This window comes from Butyrivibrio sp. (genome assembly GCF_015056685.1).
GTDB lineage: Bacteria > Bacillota > Clostridia > Lachnospirales > Lachnospiraceae > Butyrivibrio.
Genome location: NZ_SVFW01000033.1, coordinates 1 through 15243 on the forward strand (window position 1 = coordinate 1; position 15243 = coordinate 15243).

At 38.7% G+C, this 15243-nt stretch carries 12 protein-coding genes; 2 read left to right on the plus strand and 10 right to left on the minus strand.

Annotation, left to right across the window (positions count from 1 at the left end; genetic code table 11):
- Nucleotides 1–216 precede the first annotated feature (216 nt).
- Nucleotides 217–1683, plus strand: coding sequence for a methyl-accepting chemotaxis protein (locus tag E7303_RS12065; RefSeq protein WP_292145568.1), 1467 nt, complete (start codon nucleotides 217–219; stop codon nucleotides 1681–1683).
- 58 nt (nucleotides 1684–1741) lie between these two features.
- On the opposite strand, the gene E7303_RS12070 is transcribed toward E7303_RS12065, so the two are convergent.
- On the minus strand, nucleotides 1742–2533 hold the full coding sequence (locus tag E7303_RS12070; RefSeq protein ID WP_292145569.1) for a hypothetical protein: 792 nt from the start codon (nucleotides 2531–2533) through the stop codon (nucleotides 1742–1744).
- Nucleotides 2534–2713: 180 nt separating this feature from the next.
- Between E7303_RS12070 and E7303_RS12075 the strand changes: the two genes are divergently transcribed.
- On the plus strand, nucleotides 2714–2965 hold the full coding sequence (locus E7303_RS12075) for a hypothetical protein (RefSeq protein WP_292145570.1): 252 nt from the start codon (nucleotides 2714–2716) through the stop codon (nucleotides 2963–2965).
- A 101-nt stretch (nucleotides 2966–3066) separates the two neighbouring features.
- On the opposite strand, the gene E7303_RS12080 is transcribed toward E7303_RS12075, so the two are convergent.
- The 9 genes from E7303_RS12080 to mmsB form a co-directional block, all read right to left on the minus strand.
- Complete coding sequence (locus tag E7303_RS12080) at nucleotides 3067–3240, minus strand: hypothetical protein (RefSeq protein WP_022774203.1); 174 nt, start codon at nucleotides 3238–3240, stop codon at nucleotides 3067–3069.
- Nucleotides 3241–3371: 131 nt separating this feature from the next.
- Nucleotides 3372–3626, minus strand: a complete 255-nt coding sequence (locus tag E7303_RS12085) for a hypothetical protein (protein ID WP_103869266.1) — start codon at nucleotides 3624–3626, stop codon at nucleotides 3372–3374.
- A 23-nt stretch (nucleotides 3627–3649) separates the two neighbouring features.
- Entirely contained in the window at nucleotides 3650–5170 is a 1521-nt protein-coding gene (locus E7303_RS12090) for an ABC transporter ATP-binding protein (protein ID WP_292145571.1), read from the minus strand.
- Entirely contained in the window at nucleotides 5157–6149 is a 993-nt protein-coding gene (locus E7303_RS12095) for an ABC transporter ATP-binding protein (RefSeq protein ID WP_292145572.1), read from the minus strand. The genes E7303_RS12090 and E7303_RS12095 overlap by 14 nt, the downstream gene beginning before the upstream one ends.
- Nucleotides 6150–6162: 13 nt before the next feature.
- Complete coding sequence (locus tag E7303_RS12100) at nucleotides 6163–8244, minus strand: ABC transporter permease subunit (RefSeq protein WP_292145573.1); 2082 nt, start codon at nucleotides 8242–8244, stop codon at nucleotides 6163–6165.
- A 14-nt stretch (nucleotides 8245–8258) separates the two neighbouring features.
- The gene (locus E7303_RS12105; protein ID WP_022774210.1) at nucleotides 8259–9311 is read right to left on the minus strand and encodes an ABC transporter permease; all 1053 of its coding nucleotides are present in this window, start codon (nucleotides 9309–9311) and stop codon (nucleotides 8259–8261) included.
- Nucleotides 9312–9521: 210 nt separating this feature from the next.
- A complete protein-coding gene (locus E7303_RS12110; protein ID WP_292145574.1) occupies nucleotides 9522–11813 on the minus strand; it encodes an ABC transporter substrate-binding protein in 2292 nt (763 codons plus the stop codon).
- A gap of 155 nt (nucleotides 11814–11968) precedes the next feature.
- A complete protein-coding gene (locus tag E7303_RS12115; RefSeq protein WP_292145606.1) occupies nucleotides 11969–13639 on the minus strand; it encodes a M3 family oligoendopeptidase in 1671 nt (556 codons plus the stop codon).
- A 404-nt stretch (nucleotides 13640–14043) separates the two neighbouring features.
- Nucleotides 14044–15234 carry a multiple monosaccharide ABC transporter permease gene (gene mmsB, locus E7303_RS12120; protein ID WP_292145576.1) on the minus strand — a complete coding sequence of 397 codons (1191 nt, stop codon included), beginning with the start codon at nucleotides 15232–15234 and terminating at the stop codon, nucleotides 14044–14046.
- Nucleotides 15235–15243: the final 9 nt, after the last annotated feature.

The following is a 15243-nucleotide window of genomic DNA, read 5'->3' on the forward strand; positions in this document are numbered from 1 at the left end:
AAGTGTATACTGAACGCTAACTATATTTTACAATATATTGTTATTATGTATTCTTAAAAAAGTATAAATATCTATAAAAAATCACTTTATAGCATTCGCTTTTTATCTTTTTTTAATAAGTTTTTAATACGTTAAATAGTTTATATCCTATCCTGCTATGGTAGAATTAATATGATTATCATAAAACACGATGTAGTTAAGAAAGGAAAATAACATATGAGCCCAGAACAATTTCGCCGTGCTAACAGTACTTCTTTTTCTGTTTGTGTAGTTATATTATTAAGTGGACTTATACTAACAATAATCAACACATTTTCTACGGGATTAACACTCGGTAAAATAGCCATTTTCGCCAATGTTGTACTTGGTGGCGCAATGATCTGTATTGGTGAGTTTAAGTTCGCCACACAGAAACTTGGTTGTATTCTCATAATGGGTGGTTCAACGCTCTTCTATTTTGTTTTACTTATCGCAGAAGACAGCATTTCATATTTTGCATTTGGTCTTCCGATACTTTTCAGCAGCATTGTCTACTTAAATGTAAGGCTTTGTAAAGCAGGAATCTCTGCTATATCTCTTTCATTCATAATCACGTGTATCAAAGCCTTTGTGACAGAAGGCACTTTGGATATGGTCCATGTACCGGCGTTTATTACCCTGGCTTTGGCTTTCATAGCTTGTATTGCTACGGTAACTCTTTTAACTAAATTTAATAATGAAAACAATGAAAAGATAACAAAGAATGCTGAAAAGTCGCTCGAGACAGGAAATGCAATGGCAGAAATTGCCAATACTATTACTGACCTATTTAATTCTTCTCAGGAAGATATGGCATCTCTGCAGAATATAATCGAGACACAGCATGAAGGTATGAAGGACATAGCATCAAGCATGGAAAGTACAGCTAATGCTGTAACACGACAGGCTGAACGAGTTCAGGAAATTCAGGAAGAGACAAATACTACTGAGCAGCACAGAAAAGATATGACTGTAGCTTCAGAAAGTACTCAGGAAGCTGTAAGAAGCGGCGTAAAAGTTATTGAAGATCTTAAGATCAAATCTGAAGATGTTTCAAAGCAAAGCCAGGTTACAGTTGATGCTACTCAGGCAGTTATAAATAAGGTTGAAGAAGTCCAAAAGATTGTCGGTTCTATCATGTCTATTTCCAAACAGACTAACCTTCTTGCACTCAATGCCAGCATAGAGGCTGCAAGAGCAGGCGAAGCAGGTAAAGGCTTTGCAGTAGTTGCTAACGACGTGCGAGAGCTTGCCGATGAAACAAATACAGCATCTACAAAGATCACAAATATCATAAATGAGCTTAATGAAGATGTACAGAAAGCTATGGCAAGTATTGATGATACAGTTGCATCCGTATCTGAACAGAATGCAATGATCGAATCTGTTGGAGAGAACTTCAACAGTATCAATGAAAATGTAACAGAAATGCTCGACAGATTCGCCGAGATTGGAGAAGGAATGAAGCAGATTGCATCTTCTACTACAGAAATTAACGACAGTATCTCCAATCTGTCAGCAACAAGCCAGGAAGTTGCTTCTCTATCCAATGAAGGTGTTCGCTCATCTGATATGGCCGTAGAAAAATTCGAAGGCTTCAAGACGATTTTGGGCGAGATATTCCAGCAGGCTAATAAGCTTAAAGATATGCAGACTAATGATTAAATATCAGAGTAAAAATAAAAGGCTGCGCATACAAAATGCGTAGCCTTTTTCTTATGCTTTATTCTGATACTGAACTGGAAGAAGCATCTGATTCCTCAGAAGAGCTGCTATCTGATGGTGAAGTCTCCACAGTTGTTGCAGTCTCTGTGGCAGCCTGTGTAGTAGATTCTGACGCTTCATCGTAAGATGTAACACCTGTCACATAATAGCTGTCTGTCTCAGCGTTTTTCTCGACTGTAAGTGTGATTGCATAGGTTTCGGGCGAAGCCTCTTTAATAAGCGTCTCGTAGACATCAATGATCTTAATGATCATATCGTTGTAAATATATGCCTCAACCTCTTCTTCTGTCTTTTCCTCATACATTGCCACTATCTGCTCTTCGTTCTCAGCATAATAGGACTGTGCCTGCTCTTCAATAAGCTCAAGCGCTTCAGCGTTGTCTATTACATCAATAGGAAAAGAAGTATCGATCATCGCTACAACTGTTCCAACACCGTTTTTATCAACAGAAACCTCTGATATCTTGTAATCTGTTATCATATCGGAAAAAAGTGAACAGAATGATTCAACTCTTTCCATTGTAGAATCATCTATCTCGCTGCTTACAAAACCTTCCATAAAGTTCTGCTTAAGATATTCACTATCAAATGTTTTAACAAATTCGCCTTCTGAAACCTCAGCACTGGCATATTTCTCAATATCCTCATTTGTACCGCTTTTTACTATAGCAAGAAATTTATCAGCAGTATCCTGGATAGCAGTCTTATCGGCTGAAGAACAGCCTGTAAGAAGTGAAAATGCTGTTGCTGTTAATGCAACTGAAGTAAGTAACTTTTTTATTGTATTCATTTTATATATTAAGCGCCTAAAAGGCCCTGTCATCTTCCTTTCAAGAATATATTACAATTTTTGTAACACAAGTTTTAGTATAGCACAAATAGGCAAAATAGCCAAAGACTATCGCAATTACATCATTTTAGTGATAAAATATAGACTATAATATCACTTATATAAAAGGAGGTTTTCTTAATGAGAGTTCTTTTTGGTTCAGGAATCATAAAAGAAGTTAGCTCTGTAGAAGTAAAGCCGTTGGATTTTGGTGATGGCAAGATAAGCGGAACAGAAATTGACTTCTTACTTACAACCGGTGATAACTTAAAATACATATACAGTCAAAACGTTCCTATAGAGGAATCAGGCCAGAGAGCTATAGATTTTGTAAAGACTCTTTACGATGAAGGAAAAGCTGACTTTACACATGAGCCTGTAGAAATGCTTTGATAACAATATAAACATAAAATATTAAAGGTCCTATGCTTTAATTGCACAGGACCTTTAAATTTGCTGTTCTTCCATGGTATTCTCCATTTAATTGGTGAAGATTATCTCTTTCCAAGACAACCCTGGTTTTTAAGTTCGATTAACAGATCAAACACAACCCCCAAAGGTAAACCGGTAATATGGGCAACTTTTTCAGGATCAGGATAATATTCATTCTCACAATCCTTTCTAATGCAGTCCATAACTTCCATTCTGGCATCACATGTAGCTGTCATACACATATTTCCTCCTTTCTAAAATAGTATAATAATTCGAAAGCAGATCCCGTCTGCTTTTCTATTATTATATCGTAAAATAGGCACAAAAGTTAACACTTTTGTGCCTATTTAATGAAAAGTTTATTATTTTAGAGTCCAAGAAGGAACCATGCCAGTAATACGATAAGAAGAAGTATTCCCAAAGCTATGGGCATGATAACAATCCAAGCCGACACTATCATAGCAAAGAGATCTCCCTTTTCCAGGTTATCTCCTACTTCATAAGGAATCCTGTCCTCTTTCGGATCATAATACTCATCCGCGTATATATCAGGCGTTTCTTCACTTTTTTTATTTTCTTCTCTTGCCTTAAATATTCTGTCAACTTTTCTATTCCATCCCATTAAGTCCAATAACCTTTCAGAAATTAAACAAGCTTATGATGACAAGCAACAAAATGGTTAGGAGCAATTTCTTCCCACTCAGGAACAACATGCTCACAAATTTCTGTGCAATACTTACATCTTGTGTGGAACTTACATCCCTTAGGAGGGTTAACAGGGCTAGGTATATCTCCTTCGAGAACTACCAGATCCTTTTTGCTGTCAGTTGTAGGTATTGACTCAAGAAGCGCCTTAGTATATGGATGCGCAGGAGAAGCAAATATATCATCTGATGACGCAAGCTCTACAAGATTTCCTAAATACATAACACCGATTCTGTCTGAAATATATTTTACAACAGAAAGATCATGTGTAATAAACAGGTATGTAAGGTGCTTTTTCTCCTTAAGCTCCTGTAGAAGGTTAAGGATCTGTGACTGAATTGAAACGTCAAGAGCTGATACTGCTTCATCACATACTACAAACTTAGGATTAACAGCAAGGCTTCGTGCAATACCGATACGCTGTCTCTGTCCACCTGAGAACTGGTGAGCAAATCTGTGCACGAAGTATCCTGCAAGTCCGCAGTCTTCCATGATCTTGATTACTTCATCCTGCATACGCTCATTGTTGCCCTTGCAGAACTTATGAGCCATAAGTCCCTCACCGATAAGTGATGCAACAGTCATTCTAGGATTAAGTGATGAATATGGATCCTGGAAAATATACTGGAGCTGATTTCTGATAAGACGAACTTCGTTGTATGAAAGTCTTGCAAGATCAATACCCTCATCACGATTCTCTTCATGCTTTGCAAAATCAGGATTACTTCTATAGTTTGCGCGAAGAGCCTCTATTCTCTCATCAATTGCTGCTATTGCCGCTTTATCAGCATCAATAGTATTTTTAATAAGATCTGCCTTTGCCTTAAGAGAAGCAAGCTTATTCTTCTCTTTATCTGTAGCCTTATCAGCCTTTTTATTAACTACATACTCAAGCTCATCTGCATCAAGCTTGGCACTTTTATGCTTCTCAATATCCTTATTGAGTTTCTCACATGCTGTATATCTCTCAGTATAGATTTTCTCAACAGGAGCAAGGTCATCAGCAACAATGAAACCACCAATAAGATTAACTATATTGAGATAAGAATCTTCTGCTGTTTTTTTCTTGGCTGTAAGGTCTGTATGAAGGTGAAGCTTCTTATCATCCGGAGCTTCATCATATTCTTTTTTAGCCTTATCATACTCAGCCTGATACTCATTCATCTTCTTTCTGAGCTTTGTAAGGTTTGTAACTGTCTTTTTGACATATTTAGGAGCAAGCTCATCAAGTGATGCTCCATAATACATTGTCTTTCCACCGGTCTGACGATAGAGCTGTAAAAGTGTACGTCCGAAAGTAGACTTACCACATCCTGACTCACCAACAAGGCCAAGTGTCTCGCCTTCATAGATATCAAGTGAGATACCATCATTGGCTTTTACATACATTCCCTTTTTAGCTACAGGGAAATACTGTTTTAAGTTTGTAATCTTTAAGAGGACTTTATCATTTTGTGGCATGACGATCCTCCTTTCTAGCATAGAAACATCTTACCTGCTGGCCCTCACGAACCTTGATAAGTGGTGGTTCTTCATTTAAGCACTTCTCTGTTGCATATTTACAACGAGGAGCGAACTTACATCCCTTAGGAAGCTTAAGTGGATGAGGCACTGCGCCCGGAATAGCATCAAGCTTCTGGTTTGAAGGTGTATCAAGTCTTGGAATTGATATCATAAGTCCTTCAGTATATGGATGTGAGAACTCTGATACGTGGAAGATTGTCTCTGCGTCTGTAAGCTCAACAACCTGTCCGCAGTACATAACTGCAACCGTATCAGCAATCTGTCTAATTACACCAAGATCGTGTGTAATGAAGATAATTGATGTATTATACTCACTCTTAAGATCATTCATAAGCTTAAGGATCTGAGCCTGAATTGTAACATCAAGAGCTGTTGTAGGTTCATCAGCAATAAGAAGCTTTGGCTTGCAGGCAAGCGCCATAGCAATCATGACTCTCTGCCTCATACCACCTGAAAGCTGGTGTGGATACTGCTTTGCTACGATGTGAGGATTAGGAATCTTAACATCTGCAAGCATCTCTACAACCTTTGCAGCTGCTTCTTTTTTATTCATACCCTGGTGGATAATGAAAGGCTCACTTACCTGTCTTTCTATAGTGAAGACAGGATTTAAGCTTGTCATTGGTTCCTGGAAAATAACAGAAATCTCATTACCACGAACCTTGTACATTTCTTTTTCTGAAAGCTTTGTAAGATCTCTGCCATCAAACATGATCTCACCGCTATCTATGTATCCGTTTCCATCAAGGAGCTGCAAAATACTCATAGCAGATACGCTCTTTCCGGAACCGGACTCTCCTACTACGCCAATGGTCTTTCCTTCATCAACTGAGTAAGAAACGCCATTAACTGCTTTAACTATTCCCTTTTTAGTCCTAAAAAAGGTATGTAAATCTTTTAATTCTAATAAAGCCATCTCTTACACTCCCTTACTTATCACGATCTGATTTTGGATCCATTACATCTCTTAATGTATCACCTACAATGTTGATACAGATACAGGTAACTGCAAGGAAGATAGATGTAAATACCCACTGCCACCAGTAATTCTTGATAATAGTTGAATTGTTTGAACCACTCAGCATGTTACCCCATGTAGGTCTTGGATATGTAACACCAAATCCAAGATAACTAAGAGAAGATTCTGTAAGCATACATGTTGCAAAATCAAGTGTTAGTGTAACGAAGATGATTGAAACAATATTTGGAAGGATGTGTCTGAAAGCAATTCTGCCTTCTTTAACACCCATAGCCTTAGCTGCTGTAACATACTCGTTCTCACGTGCTACAAGGACCTGTCCTCTTACCATTCTTGCAAGTCCTGTCCAGGTAAGAACACCAAGGATACACATAAGAATAAATATCTTTTTATTCTCTGAAATATCCATCTGTGCCATGATAGCTGAAAGAATAAGTGCAAATGGAAGGAATGGGATAGCTGCAAAGATCTCTGCTACACGCATGAGGATAATATCCACTGTTCCACCAAAGTATCCTGAAAGGCATCCAACCACAATACCGATAATAGTTGAAATGATAACTGCAACCGCACCGATTGTCATAGTCATCTTTCCACCTGCAATGATACGCTGGAAGATGTCTGCTCCATTACCGTCTGTTCCAAAGAGGTATCCCTTAAGTCCCCATTCATCAATAAGCTTGCCGCTGTCATTAACTGCATAGCTCTGGAAAGCACCTGCAAATACCTTTGTCACTTTTCCATCAAGTCCACTTGGAACATCTGTCTGATGAAGTGTTGAGCCACCCCATGAAAGAACTCTTCCCTCTGATGTAAGAGCTGTGTAGTGATATGTTCCTGCTTCAAGCTGTACTATTGTTTCTCCATCGTGAAGAGCAGGCATAGCAACTGAATCATTTGGGAAGTTTCCTGTAAAGAACAGGCTTCCGTCACTAAGCATTCCGCAAAGGTGATTGTTTGTAGCATAGATTGAAACAATCTTTCTCTTTCCAAGGAATTTCTTGGATGACTTAGCTGCTTCATTTATATTTGTACGATACTGATCGTAGAGACCACGCTTTCCTGTGTAGATAGATGTTCCTGCATCAGTAAGACCAACTACATAGTTAAGTGTGAAATCAATATCTGTAAGGTCATCTTTATCAACAAAGCTGCTGATATTCTGGTATGCATTAGCATTACCCCAAATATAGAGCTTACCGTCATTCATAAGAATTGCAGTGCACTGATATCCACAAACGAGCTTTTTGATATTAGCCACATCAATAGTTCCATTCACTAGCTCATCTGGCATTGCAATGATATTCTCACCTGCTGAAGCAGATGTTGCTGCTGCAACTTCTGTTTCCTCAGTAGTCTCTTCCAAAGCTTCAGTATCTTCACCCTCTACAGAAGATGAAGCACCAGCCTCTTCAAGGATAGCCTGATCCTCTTCACTTACTGATTCCTCAGCTTCTTCAAGCTGCTCAAGAACCTCTTTATCAGTTGTTATGTACTGACCGTGCTTATTGGAGCCCCATCCATATACCTTACCGGATTCGCTGATTGCAATAATATGGTCAATACCGGCTGCAACATAAGCTATTGTATCATTCTTAACAGCATCCGGAATCTCACTAATATCAATACCTGTTGTTCCAAGCTGTGTAGCTCCCCAAACATATACATCTCCTGAATTGGAAAGACCTACTGAAAAACTACCATAGCTGTCGATCATCTTTATATCATTTTTAAGTCCTGAAGGAACTTTCATCATGCTCATTGTAGGAGCAACATTTTTCTGAGTAACTTCTGTATATGAGTCATAGTAGTTAGGCATAAAAAGTGGTCCAAAGAAAACCAAAAGGAACATTAAAATAACTACTATTAAAGCTCCAACTGCAAGTCTTCTCTCAAGGAAGTTTCTTACAATCTGTCCTACAGGGCTTACTACTTCTTCAACATCAATGGAGTTTGCAAGATCTCTGCTTCCTCCAAAAAATACTCTGCGTACCCAGCCGTTCAATCGGCCAAAAAAATTCTTTTTCTTCATAATCTCACTGCTCCTTAGGCGCTTACTCTGACTCTAGGGTCAACAAGTCCGTATACAATATCAATTATCAGGTTGCCTATAAGAGAAATAGCAACATAGAAAAGCTGCATCAAAATAACTACATCAAAGTCCTGTGTACGGAGTGAGACGATCATAAGCTTGCCCATTCCGTTGATACCAAATGTATTCTCGAAAATAAGTGATCCACCGAAAATACCAAGGAACCATCCAACAACAAGAGTAACAATAGGGATAAGCGCGTTTCTCCATGCATGTGAATAAATAACTGCCTTTTCTGTAACACCCTTAGCCCTCGCTGTTCTGATGCAGTCAAGTGAAAGAGCATCGATCATAGAAGCCCTGACGTATCTTGTCATAGAACCAAGTGAGCAGAAAGTCATTGTTATAAGAGGAAGTGCCATGTAGTACATTCTGTCAACAAACCACTTCCATCCTGTATAGTTACTTCCTGGAGTCTTCATTCCACTAGGAGGGAATATTCCAAGAAGTGAACAGAATATCCATACGAAAAGAATTGCTGTTACGAAAGTTGGAAGCGAATAGCCTATGATGGTAATAACCTGCATGGCCTGATCGCCTTTGCTTCCTTTATGTACAGCGCAGACAATTCCCAAAGGAATTGTTATTCCAAGTGCAAGAATTGTTGCAAATATATTTATAAATATGGTGTTTTTCAAAGGTTCCTGAACGACATTGATAACATCATCCTTGAACTCATATGAGTAACCAAAATCTCCCTGTAAAAGTCCGGAATAAGTACCATAATAGTTAGGCATAATTCCTACCCATCTAAGGTATCTCACCGCCATATTATCGGTATCCGTTCCATATCTACGCTGGTATTCCAAATACAAATCATTAAACATCTTGTCCTTCTCTTCTTCGGAAGCGTTACGAAGACGAGTTTTCTGAGCTGTCATATCCGCTTTTGCGTCTGTATAAGCTCTGTTATTTGGCACCAGATTATATATAAGGAATAGTAAAACTGACATAACTACAAGAACAATAAACATGTAGCCTATTCTTTTAAGAATATATTTTCCCACAGCCAAAACCTCCTAAAAATATTCTATATATAAACCATCTGTAATCAATTTGCAGATAGGAGTATTCAAATTCAAATAACAAATAATCTATATTGCGAAAATCATCTTTAAACCGACAATAATCCACGGTTATGGGCCCATTCCCATAACCGTGGATTGTCAGTCAGTTACCTATATTACCATAATCCTACCGAAACTTCTAGTAGAAAATTAGTTCCAATAAATATCTGCTTCATCCTTAATATAATATGCCTGATAATCGTCATATATTGTAGGATTAATAGTCATATTAAGTGAGTAATCATAAACCGCTGAGTTGAATCCAGTAGCAAAGTTAAAGCATGTGTACATAGGTGTACCACTGTAGTAACCATAAATCTGCTGCTGAGCAAGCTCATCAAGCATTGGTGCAAAGTCACCAGTTGTCTTCTGAACAGCAAATCCTGCAGCTGCGATATTATCATTCTGCTCAAAACCTGTTACAAGGAGATCTGAGAACTCGTTATCAACAGTACCATACCAGTTAAGTACAAGAGGCATATAGTAGTCGCCATCGATCTCTACTGTCTTGTATGCACCGTCAACTGACTGATAGTTCTTGTCATTCTCTGTAGCATACTCACCTGAAATCTTCTTATAACGAACACCTTCTGTGTACTCGCCACCTTCTGCATTGTATACCCAACCATCGTTCTCAAGAACTTCGATAGCTGAATCTACAGAAGTATCATATGTGTTAAGAAGCATTCCCTGATCTACAGCAGCCTGATACATCCAAGATCCTGTGTAGTAAGGTCCGTCAACAACTCCGCCGTAACCACCTGTGAAGTCCTTAGCAAATGTTGCTCTGTCCATGCAGTATGCAATAGCCTGACGAACTGCTGTGTACTGAACTGGGCCATAGTCACATCTGAATCCAAGTTTACCATAACCAGCTCTTGAATAGTGTGTATAAGCATAAGCTCCGTTTGAACCATCAGCAAGTGCTACAGCTTCATCAGTTGCAGAACCACCTGTGATACCTGAAAGGAGATCAATACCGCCTGACTTAAAGTCTTCAAGCTGAGTCTCTGCGATTACCTTCTTGTAAACTACTTTGTCGATAGAAGGAACTGCTCCATCATAGTTACCTGCATAGTACTCATTTCTCTCAAGAACAGCTGACTTATCGCTTGCATCATAACTCTTTACAACATAAGGGCCTGTGTAAGGATATGTTGTATCTGTATTGTTAGCTGACTCAGTAATGTGCTTAGCCATTACATAGCTATCACCGTCTTTTGCATAGAAGTCGCCTGTGATATAAACACCTTCGCCGTCATCAGCTATATCACAATCACCAAACCAGAGATCCTTGTATGAAGGAGCAAAGTAATCTCTTGCAAGGTATGTATTAGCATAGAAGTATGGAAGATACTGAGCATCAATTGTTACTGAGAATGTGTAATCATCTAAAAGACGAATACCTGCCATAACCTTTGTTGCGCCATCTGTGCCTTCGTTTGTTCCGTCGTATGCAGCAAATCCTTTATAGCCTACTTCATAAAGAAGTCTTGCGTGATCTTTACCTGCAGCTTCTGCAGCAACCGGTGTTGAAAATGCAAGTGGGAAGTACAGATAGTTCTTAGCTGTTACAGCAGATCCATCTGAGAATTTAAGGTTGTCCTTGATCTTAACTGTGTAAGTTCTTGAACCATCCTCATTATCTACTTCATCGAAGCTGTCAACAACAGTCTTATTTACTTCGTAGCCACCCTCTTTTGTCATAGCAACGATATCAAGACCGTTTGTAAGTCTGTAGATATCATTGTCTGATGCTCCAGGGTTACTTGCTCCGAATACTGCGTATCTGAATTTACCTGAAAGATCTGTTGTATCACCAAGGATAATTGAATTATCTTCCTTTTCTGATGTCCAGTCGATAAGAGCAAGAGCCGGATTCCAGTATGGGTTTGTAGGATATTCGTCTACACCCTTGATCTGTGTGTTGTAAACATCATAGTACTCGTTTGAGTAAAGAGGAATTTCAGGAAGCATATAGTTCCAACGTGTGATGTAATATTTCCACCACTCAGCATATACTTCATCTTCTGTAGCAAAGTCTGTTCCCTCTGTTGATGTGTTGTAAACCATAGCCATTGAAAGGAAATCAAGGCCGAGCTCATAGCTCTGTCCGTCTACATTGAGGTAAGCAAGACCTGTTTCCTCATCCTCTGTTACGTCAGCGATTGAGATCTGCTTGCCATACTTGTCGTAAAGTGAAATGTAATCAGCATTCTCACCATACTCTTTTCCGTTCAGTTCCTGAACTGATGATGGAAGATCAGCAGTTGAAACAACTTCTTCTGATTCTTCTGTTTCTGTCTCTGCAGTTGCTTCTGTAGAAGCCTCTTCAGTTGCCTGAGGAGCTGCAGGTGTCTCTGTTGTTGTCTTACCGCAAGCTGATAAAGAACCAGCTACCATTGTAAGAGCAAGGAGAGACGCAAGTGTCTTTTTTTTCATATTTCTACCTCCCGCATAATATATATGTAATCGCACAGTGTTTGTCACTGGCGCACATATGTCTTTTTAACACTTCACCATTTTAAATCGGCGAAACTAAAAATGCAACATAAGTTTTTTAAAATAAACTTATCTCTACCTATAATAAAGAGCTATCAAACTTTCTCTTTCATATTCTTGACAAGCTCTTCTATTGTTCCATCCTTAAATGGACTCTTAAGGCCAACTTCAGCCAACTCATTTTCATAGAAATCTCTGGTTGAAAGTTTGCATAGCTGTAAGTAATGGTTCCATGCATCCTTATAGTCTTTGTCCATCCATACTTTAAACTGCATAGCTACTACGCTTGCAAGAACATAATCAATATAATAGAAAGGATTCCAGAAAATGTGTCCCTGTTTCTGCCAGAAACCACCTTCATCAAAGAACTCATCGCCATCAAAATCAAGCCATGGTCTGTATGTTTTTTCAAGGTTTTTCCAAACCTGTTTTCTCTCTGCAGGAGTCATCTCAGGCTTGTCATAAACAATATGCTGGAACTCATCAACCATACATCCATAAGGAATAAATGTAATTGAATCCTGAAGATGCATTTTGAGATAGTCATCTGATCTGTCACCAAAGAACTTATCCATCCAGCCATATGTGAAGTACTCCATTGACATAGAATGGATCTCAGCTGTTTCCATAGTAAGATCATTATTTTCAGGAGTCTCATCATTTCTTGTCACATAACCCTGAAAGGCGTGTCCGCACTCGTGAGTTATAACATCTACATCTCCGCTTGTTCCGTTGAAATTGGCAAAGATAAATGGAGCCTTATATTTAGGAAGATAATCCATATATCCGCCGGCTTTCTTGGTCTTTCTGCCAAGGACATCAAACAGCTCGTTTTCCATCATGAAATCAAAAAACTCTTTTGTCTCAGGAGAAAGCTCTGAGTACATTTCCTGTCCTGCCTTCATGATTTCTTCGGGTGTTCCTATAGGTGCAGGATTGCCATTTTTAAAGAAAACGTCATTATCATAGTATTTAAGCTCATCTACACCAATCTGAGCTTTTCTCTTTTCCTGGATCTCACATACAAAAGGAACAAAAGATTCCTTTATCTGCTTTCTGAAATTCTCAACCTCAGCTCTTCTGTATGCATTTCTCTGCATACGATTGTAGCCAAGTTCTACGTAATTATCATATCCAAGCTTTTTAGCCTGCTCTGTTCTGTTCTTTACAAGTTTGTCATAAATATCATCAATCTCATCAGTGACTGAGAGGAAGTACTCTGAAAGAGCTTTCCATGCACGCTTTCTTGTGTCTCTGTTCTCATCTGTAAGTTTTTTACGAAGAAGTGAAATGTTATACTCTTCTCCATCAAAAGGAATCTTTGCAGAAGCGATTACCTTGTCATACTTACTGATAAGCGCATTCTCTTCCTGCATAAGAGGAAGTATCTCTTCACTGATTGAATTGTTTGCAAGTTCAATGTTCTTGAAAAAGATCTTGTTTATCTTTTCTTCAAGGTACTCACGATATGGAGATTCAAATAAAACCTTTTTGTACTGATTCTCATAATTGGAAATCAGTGGCATTACTTCATCCGCATAGTCATTTTCTTTTGAGTAATATTCATCGCTTGTATCAATATTGTGTCTAAAAACTGCCAAAGTAAGCTCTGTAAAATAATCAGCCCTGAAATCCCTGTATTTCTGATGGAGTTGTAACTGTTCTTCGCCACTTTTGGCATTCTTACTGTCTTCTATTAATTTCTCATAAAAAGCCTTAATCTCATCCATATCAGGACGCTCATAAGGCATCTGTGACAACTTTATCATTTATGTAAACCCACTTTCTACTATAAATATTAAATTTTTATAAATTACATTTTTTCATTATACTTTATACGTATCAATTTAGCAATAGAAAGCGTTGAATTGTTAAAATACATCAAGTTAATTCACTAAACTGTAGGAGCAAAATTAATCTCCTGCCGAAATCACGTATGTTTGTTTACAAAATATTATGTCAACAAGTTAATGCATTAACTCGCTAAAGGCATGCTGAATAAATAATCTGGAAGACAGAGGGACGGTTCTTTTGACTTATTGCTTACAATAAGTCAAAAGAACCGTCCCTCTGTCTTCCCTCTGGATTTCTGCGCAACCAAACAGGTTGGCAGAAATCCTCTTGCTAATCCACAAAGTGGTTTTTTAGCTGTTTTCAAACTTATCTTAGATCAGTTCTTCACGATCATCTTGCCGCCACGCTTTGATACTACGTCAAAGATAACTGCTGCCAGAAGAACTACACCTTTTACAACCTTCTGCATGTTGGCATCAACACCCATAAGTGACATACCAAGGTTGATAACACCCATAAGAACCGCACCTACAATAACCCCTGGAACTGTTCCGATTCCGCCGTAAGCTGATGCTCCACCGATGAAACAGGATCCGATCGCATCCATCTCATAGTTCTGGCCATAGGTTGGCTGAGCTGATGTAAGTCTTGCAATTGTTACCATTCCTGCAAGTGCTGCCAAAAATCCCATGTTTGTATATGCAAGGAAATATACTCTATTAGTATCAATACCTGAAAGCTTTGTAGCCTTTTCGTTTCCACCTACTGCATAGAAGTAACGACCAACTGTAGTGTTGCTTGTAATGTAACCATATATAATTACCACAACCAAAACCCAGATGAGAACTGTAGGAATTCCCTTGTGCTGAGAAAGCTTGTAAGCAAAGAGAATGATCACTGCTGCCAAGGCTGCAAGCTTTATTCCAAAGGTCCATACAGGCTCAAGTTCGTAACCATTCTGCTTTTTCTTAACTCTGCTGAGAACCTGTAAAAGAACCAGCACAGATGCCGCAAGGATTCCTCCAAAGAGACATGTGAGGTTAAGGCTCCCATTTCCAAAGAAATCAGGAATATAGCAATCTGCGCCGCCTCCGAAGAGGTTTACAAAGGTTGTCTGATCCTTAATAGATACTGTAAGACCGTTTAATGCTACGTTTGATAAACCTCTAAATGCAAGCATTCCTGCCAGTGTAACAATAAAAGGAGGAATTCTTACAAAGGCGATCCAAAATCCCTGGAATGCACCGATTGCTGTTCCGATGAGAATCATTATCAGAATTGTAAGCCACACAGGAGCTCCTACATTTACCATCAAAAGAGCTCCGATAGCACCTACAAAGCACACCACCGATCCAACTGAAAGATCGATGTTACCACCTGTCAGAATACAAAGCAGCATACCTGTTGCAAGAATGAACACATATGCATTCTGTGAGATCAGGTTACTTACATTCATAGGAAGAAGTATTGCTCCACCTGTTCTCCATGAAAAAAACGCTACTACAATAATTAAGACTATAACCATGGTGTTTTTCTTTAAAAACCCCAAAACCTGTTCCTTATTCATTACTTTCCT

Excerpts from the sequence above, each read along its gene's own strand:
- E7303_RS12065 (WP_292145568.1), top strand. The coding sequence starts at position 217 with ATGAGCCCAGAACAATTTCGCCGTGCTAACAGTACTTCTTTTTCTGTT.
- E7303_RS12070 (WP_292145569.1), bottom strand. The coding sequence starts at position 2,533 with ATGAATACAATAAAAAAGTTACTTACTTCAGTTGCATTAACAGCAACA.
- E7303_RS12075 (WP_292145570.1), top strand. The coding sequence starts at position 2,714 with ATGAGAGTTCTTTTTGGTTCAGGAATCATAAAAGAAGTTAGCTCTGTA.
- E7303_RS12080 (WP_022774203.1), bottom strand. The coding sequence starts at position 3,240 with ATGACAGCTACATGTGATGCCAGAATGGAAGTTATGGACTGCATTAGA.
- E7303_RS12085 (WP_103869266.1), bottom strand. The coding sequence starts at position 3,626 with ATGGGATGGAATAGAAAAGTTGACAGAATATTTAAGGCAAGAGAAGAA.
- E7303_RS12090 (WP_292145571.1), bottom strand. The coding sequence starts at position 5,170 with ATGCCACAAAATGATAAAGTCCTCTTAAAGATTACAAACTTAAAACAG.
- E7303_RS12095 (WP_292145572.1), bottom strand. The coding sequence starts at position 6,149 with ATGGCTTTATTAGAATTAAAAGATTTACATACCTTTTTTAGGACTAAA.
- E7303_RS12100 (WP_292145573.1), bottom strand. The coding sequence starts at position 8,244 with ATGAAGAAAAAGAATTTTTTTGGCCGATTGAACGGCTGGGTACGCAGA.
- E7303_RS12110 (WP_292145574.1), bottom strand. The coding sequence starts at position 11,813 with ATGAAAAAAAAGACACTTGCGTCTCTCCTTGCTCTTACAATGGTAGCT.
- mmsB (WP_292145576.1), bottom strand. The coding sequence starts at position 15,234 with ATGAATAAGGAACAGGTTTTGGGGTTTTTAAAGAAAAACACCATGGTT.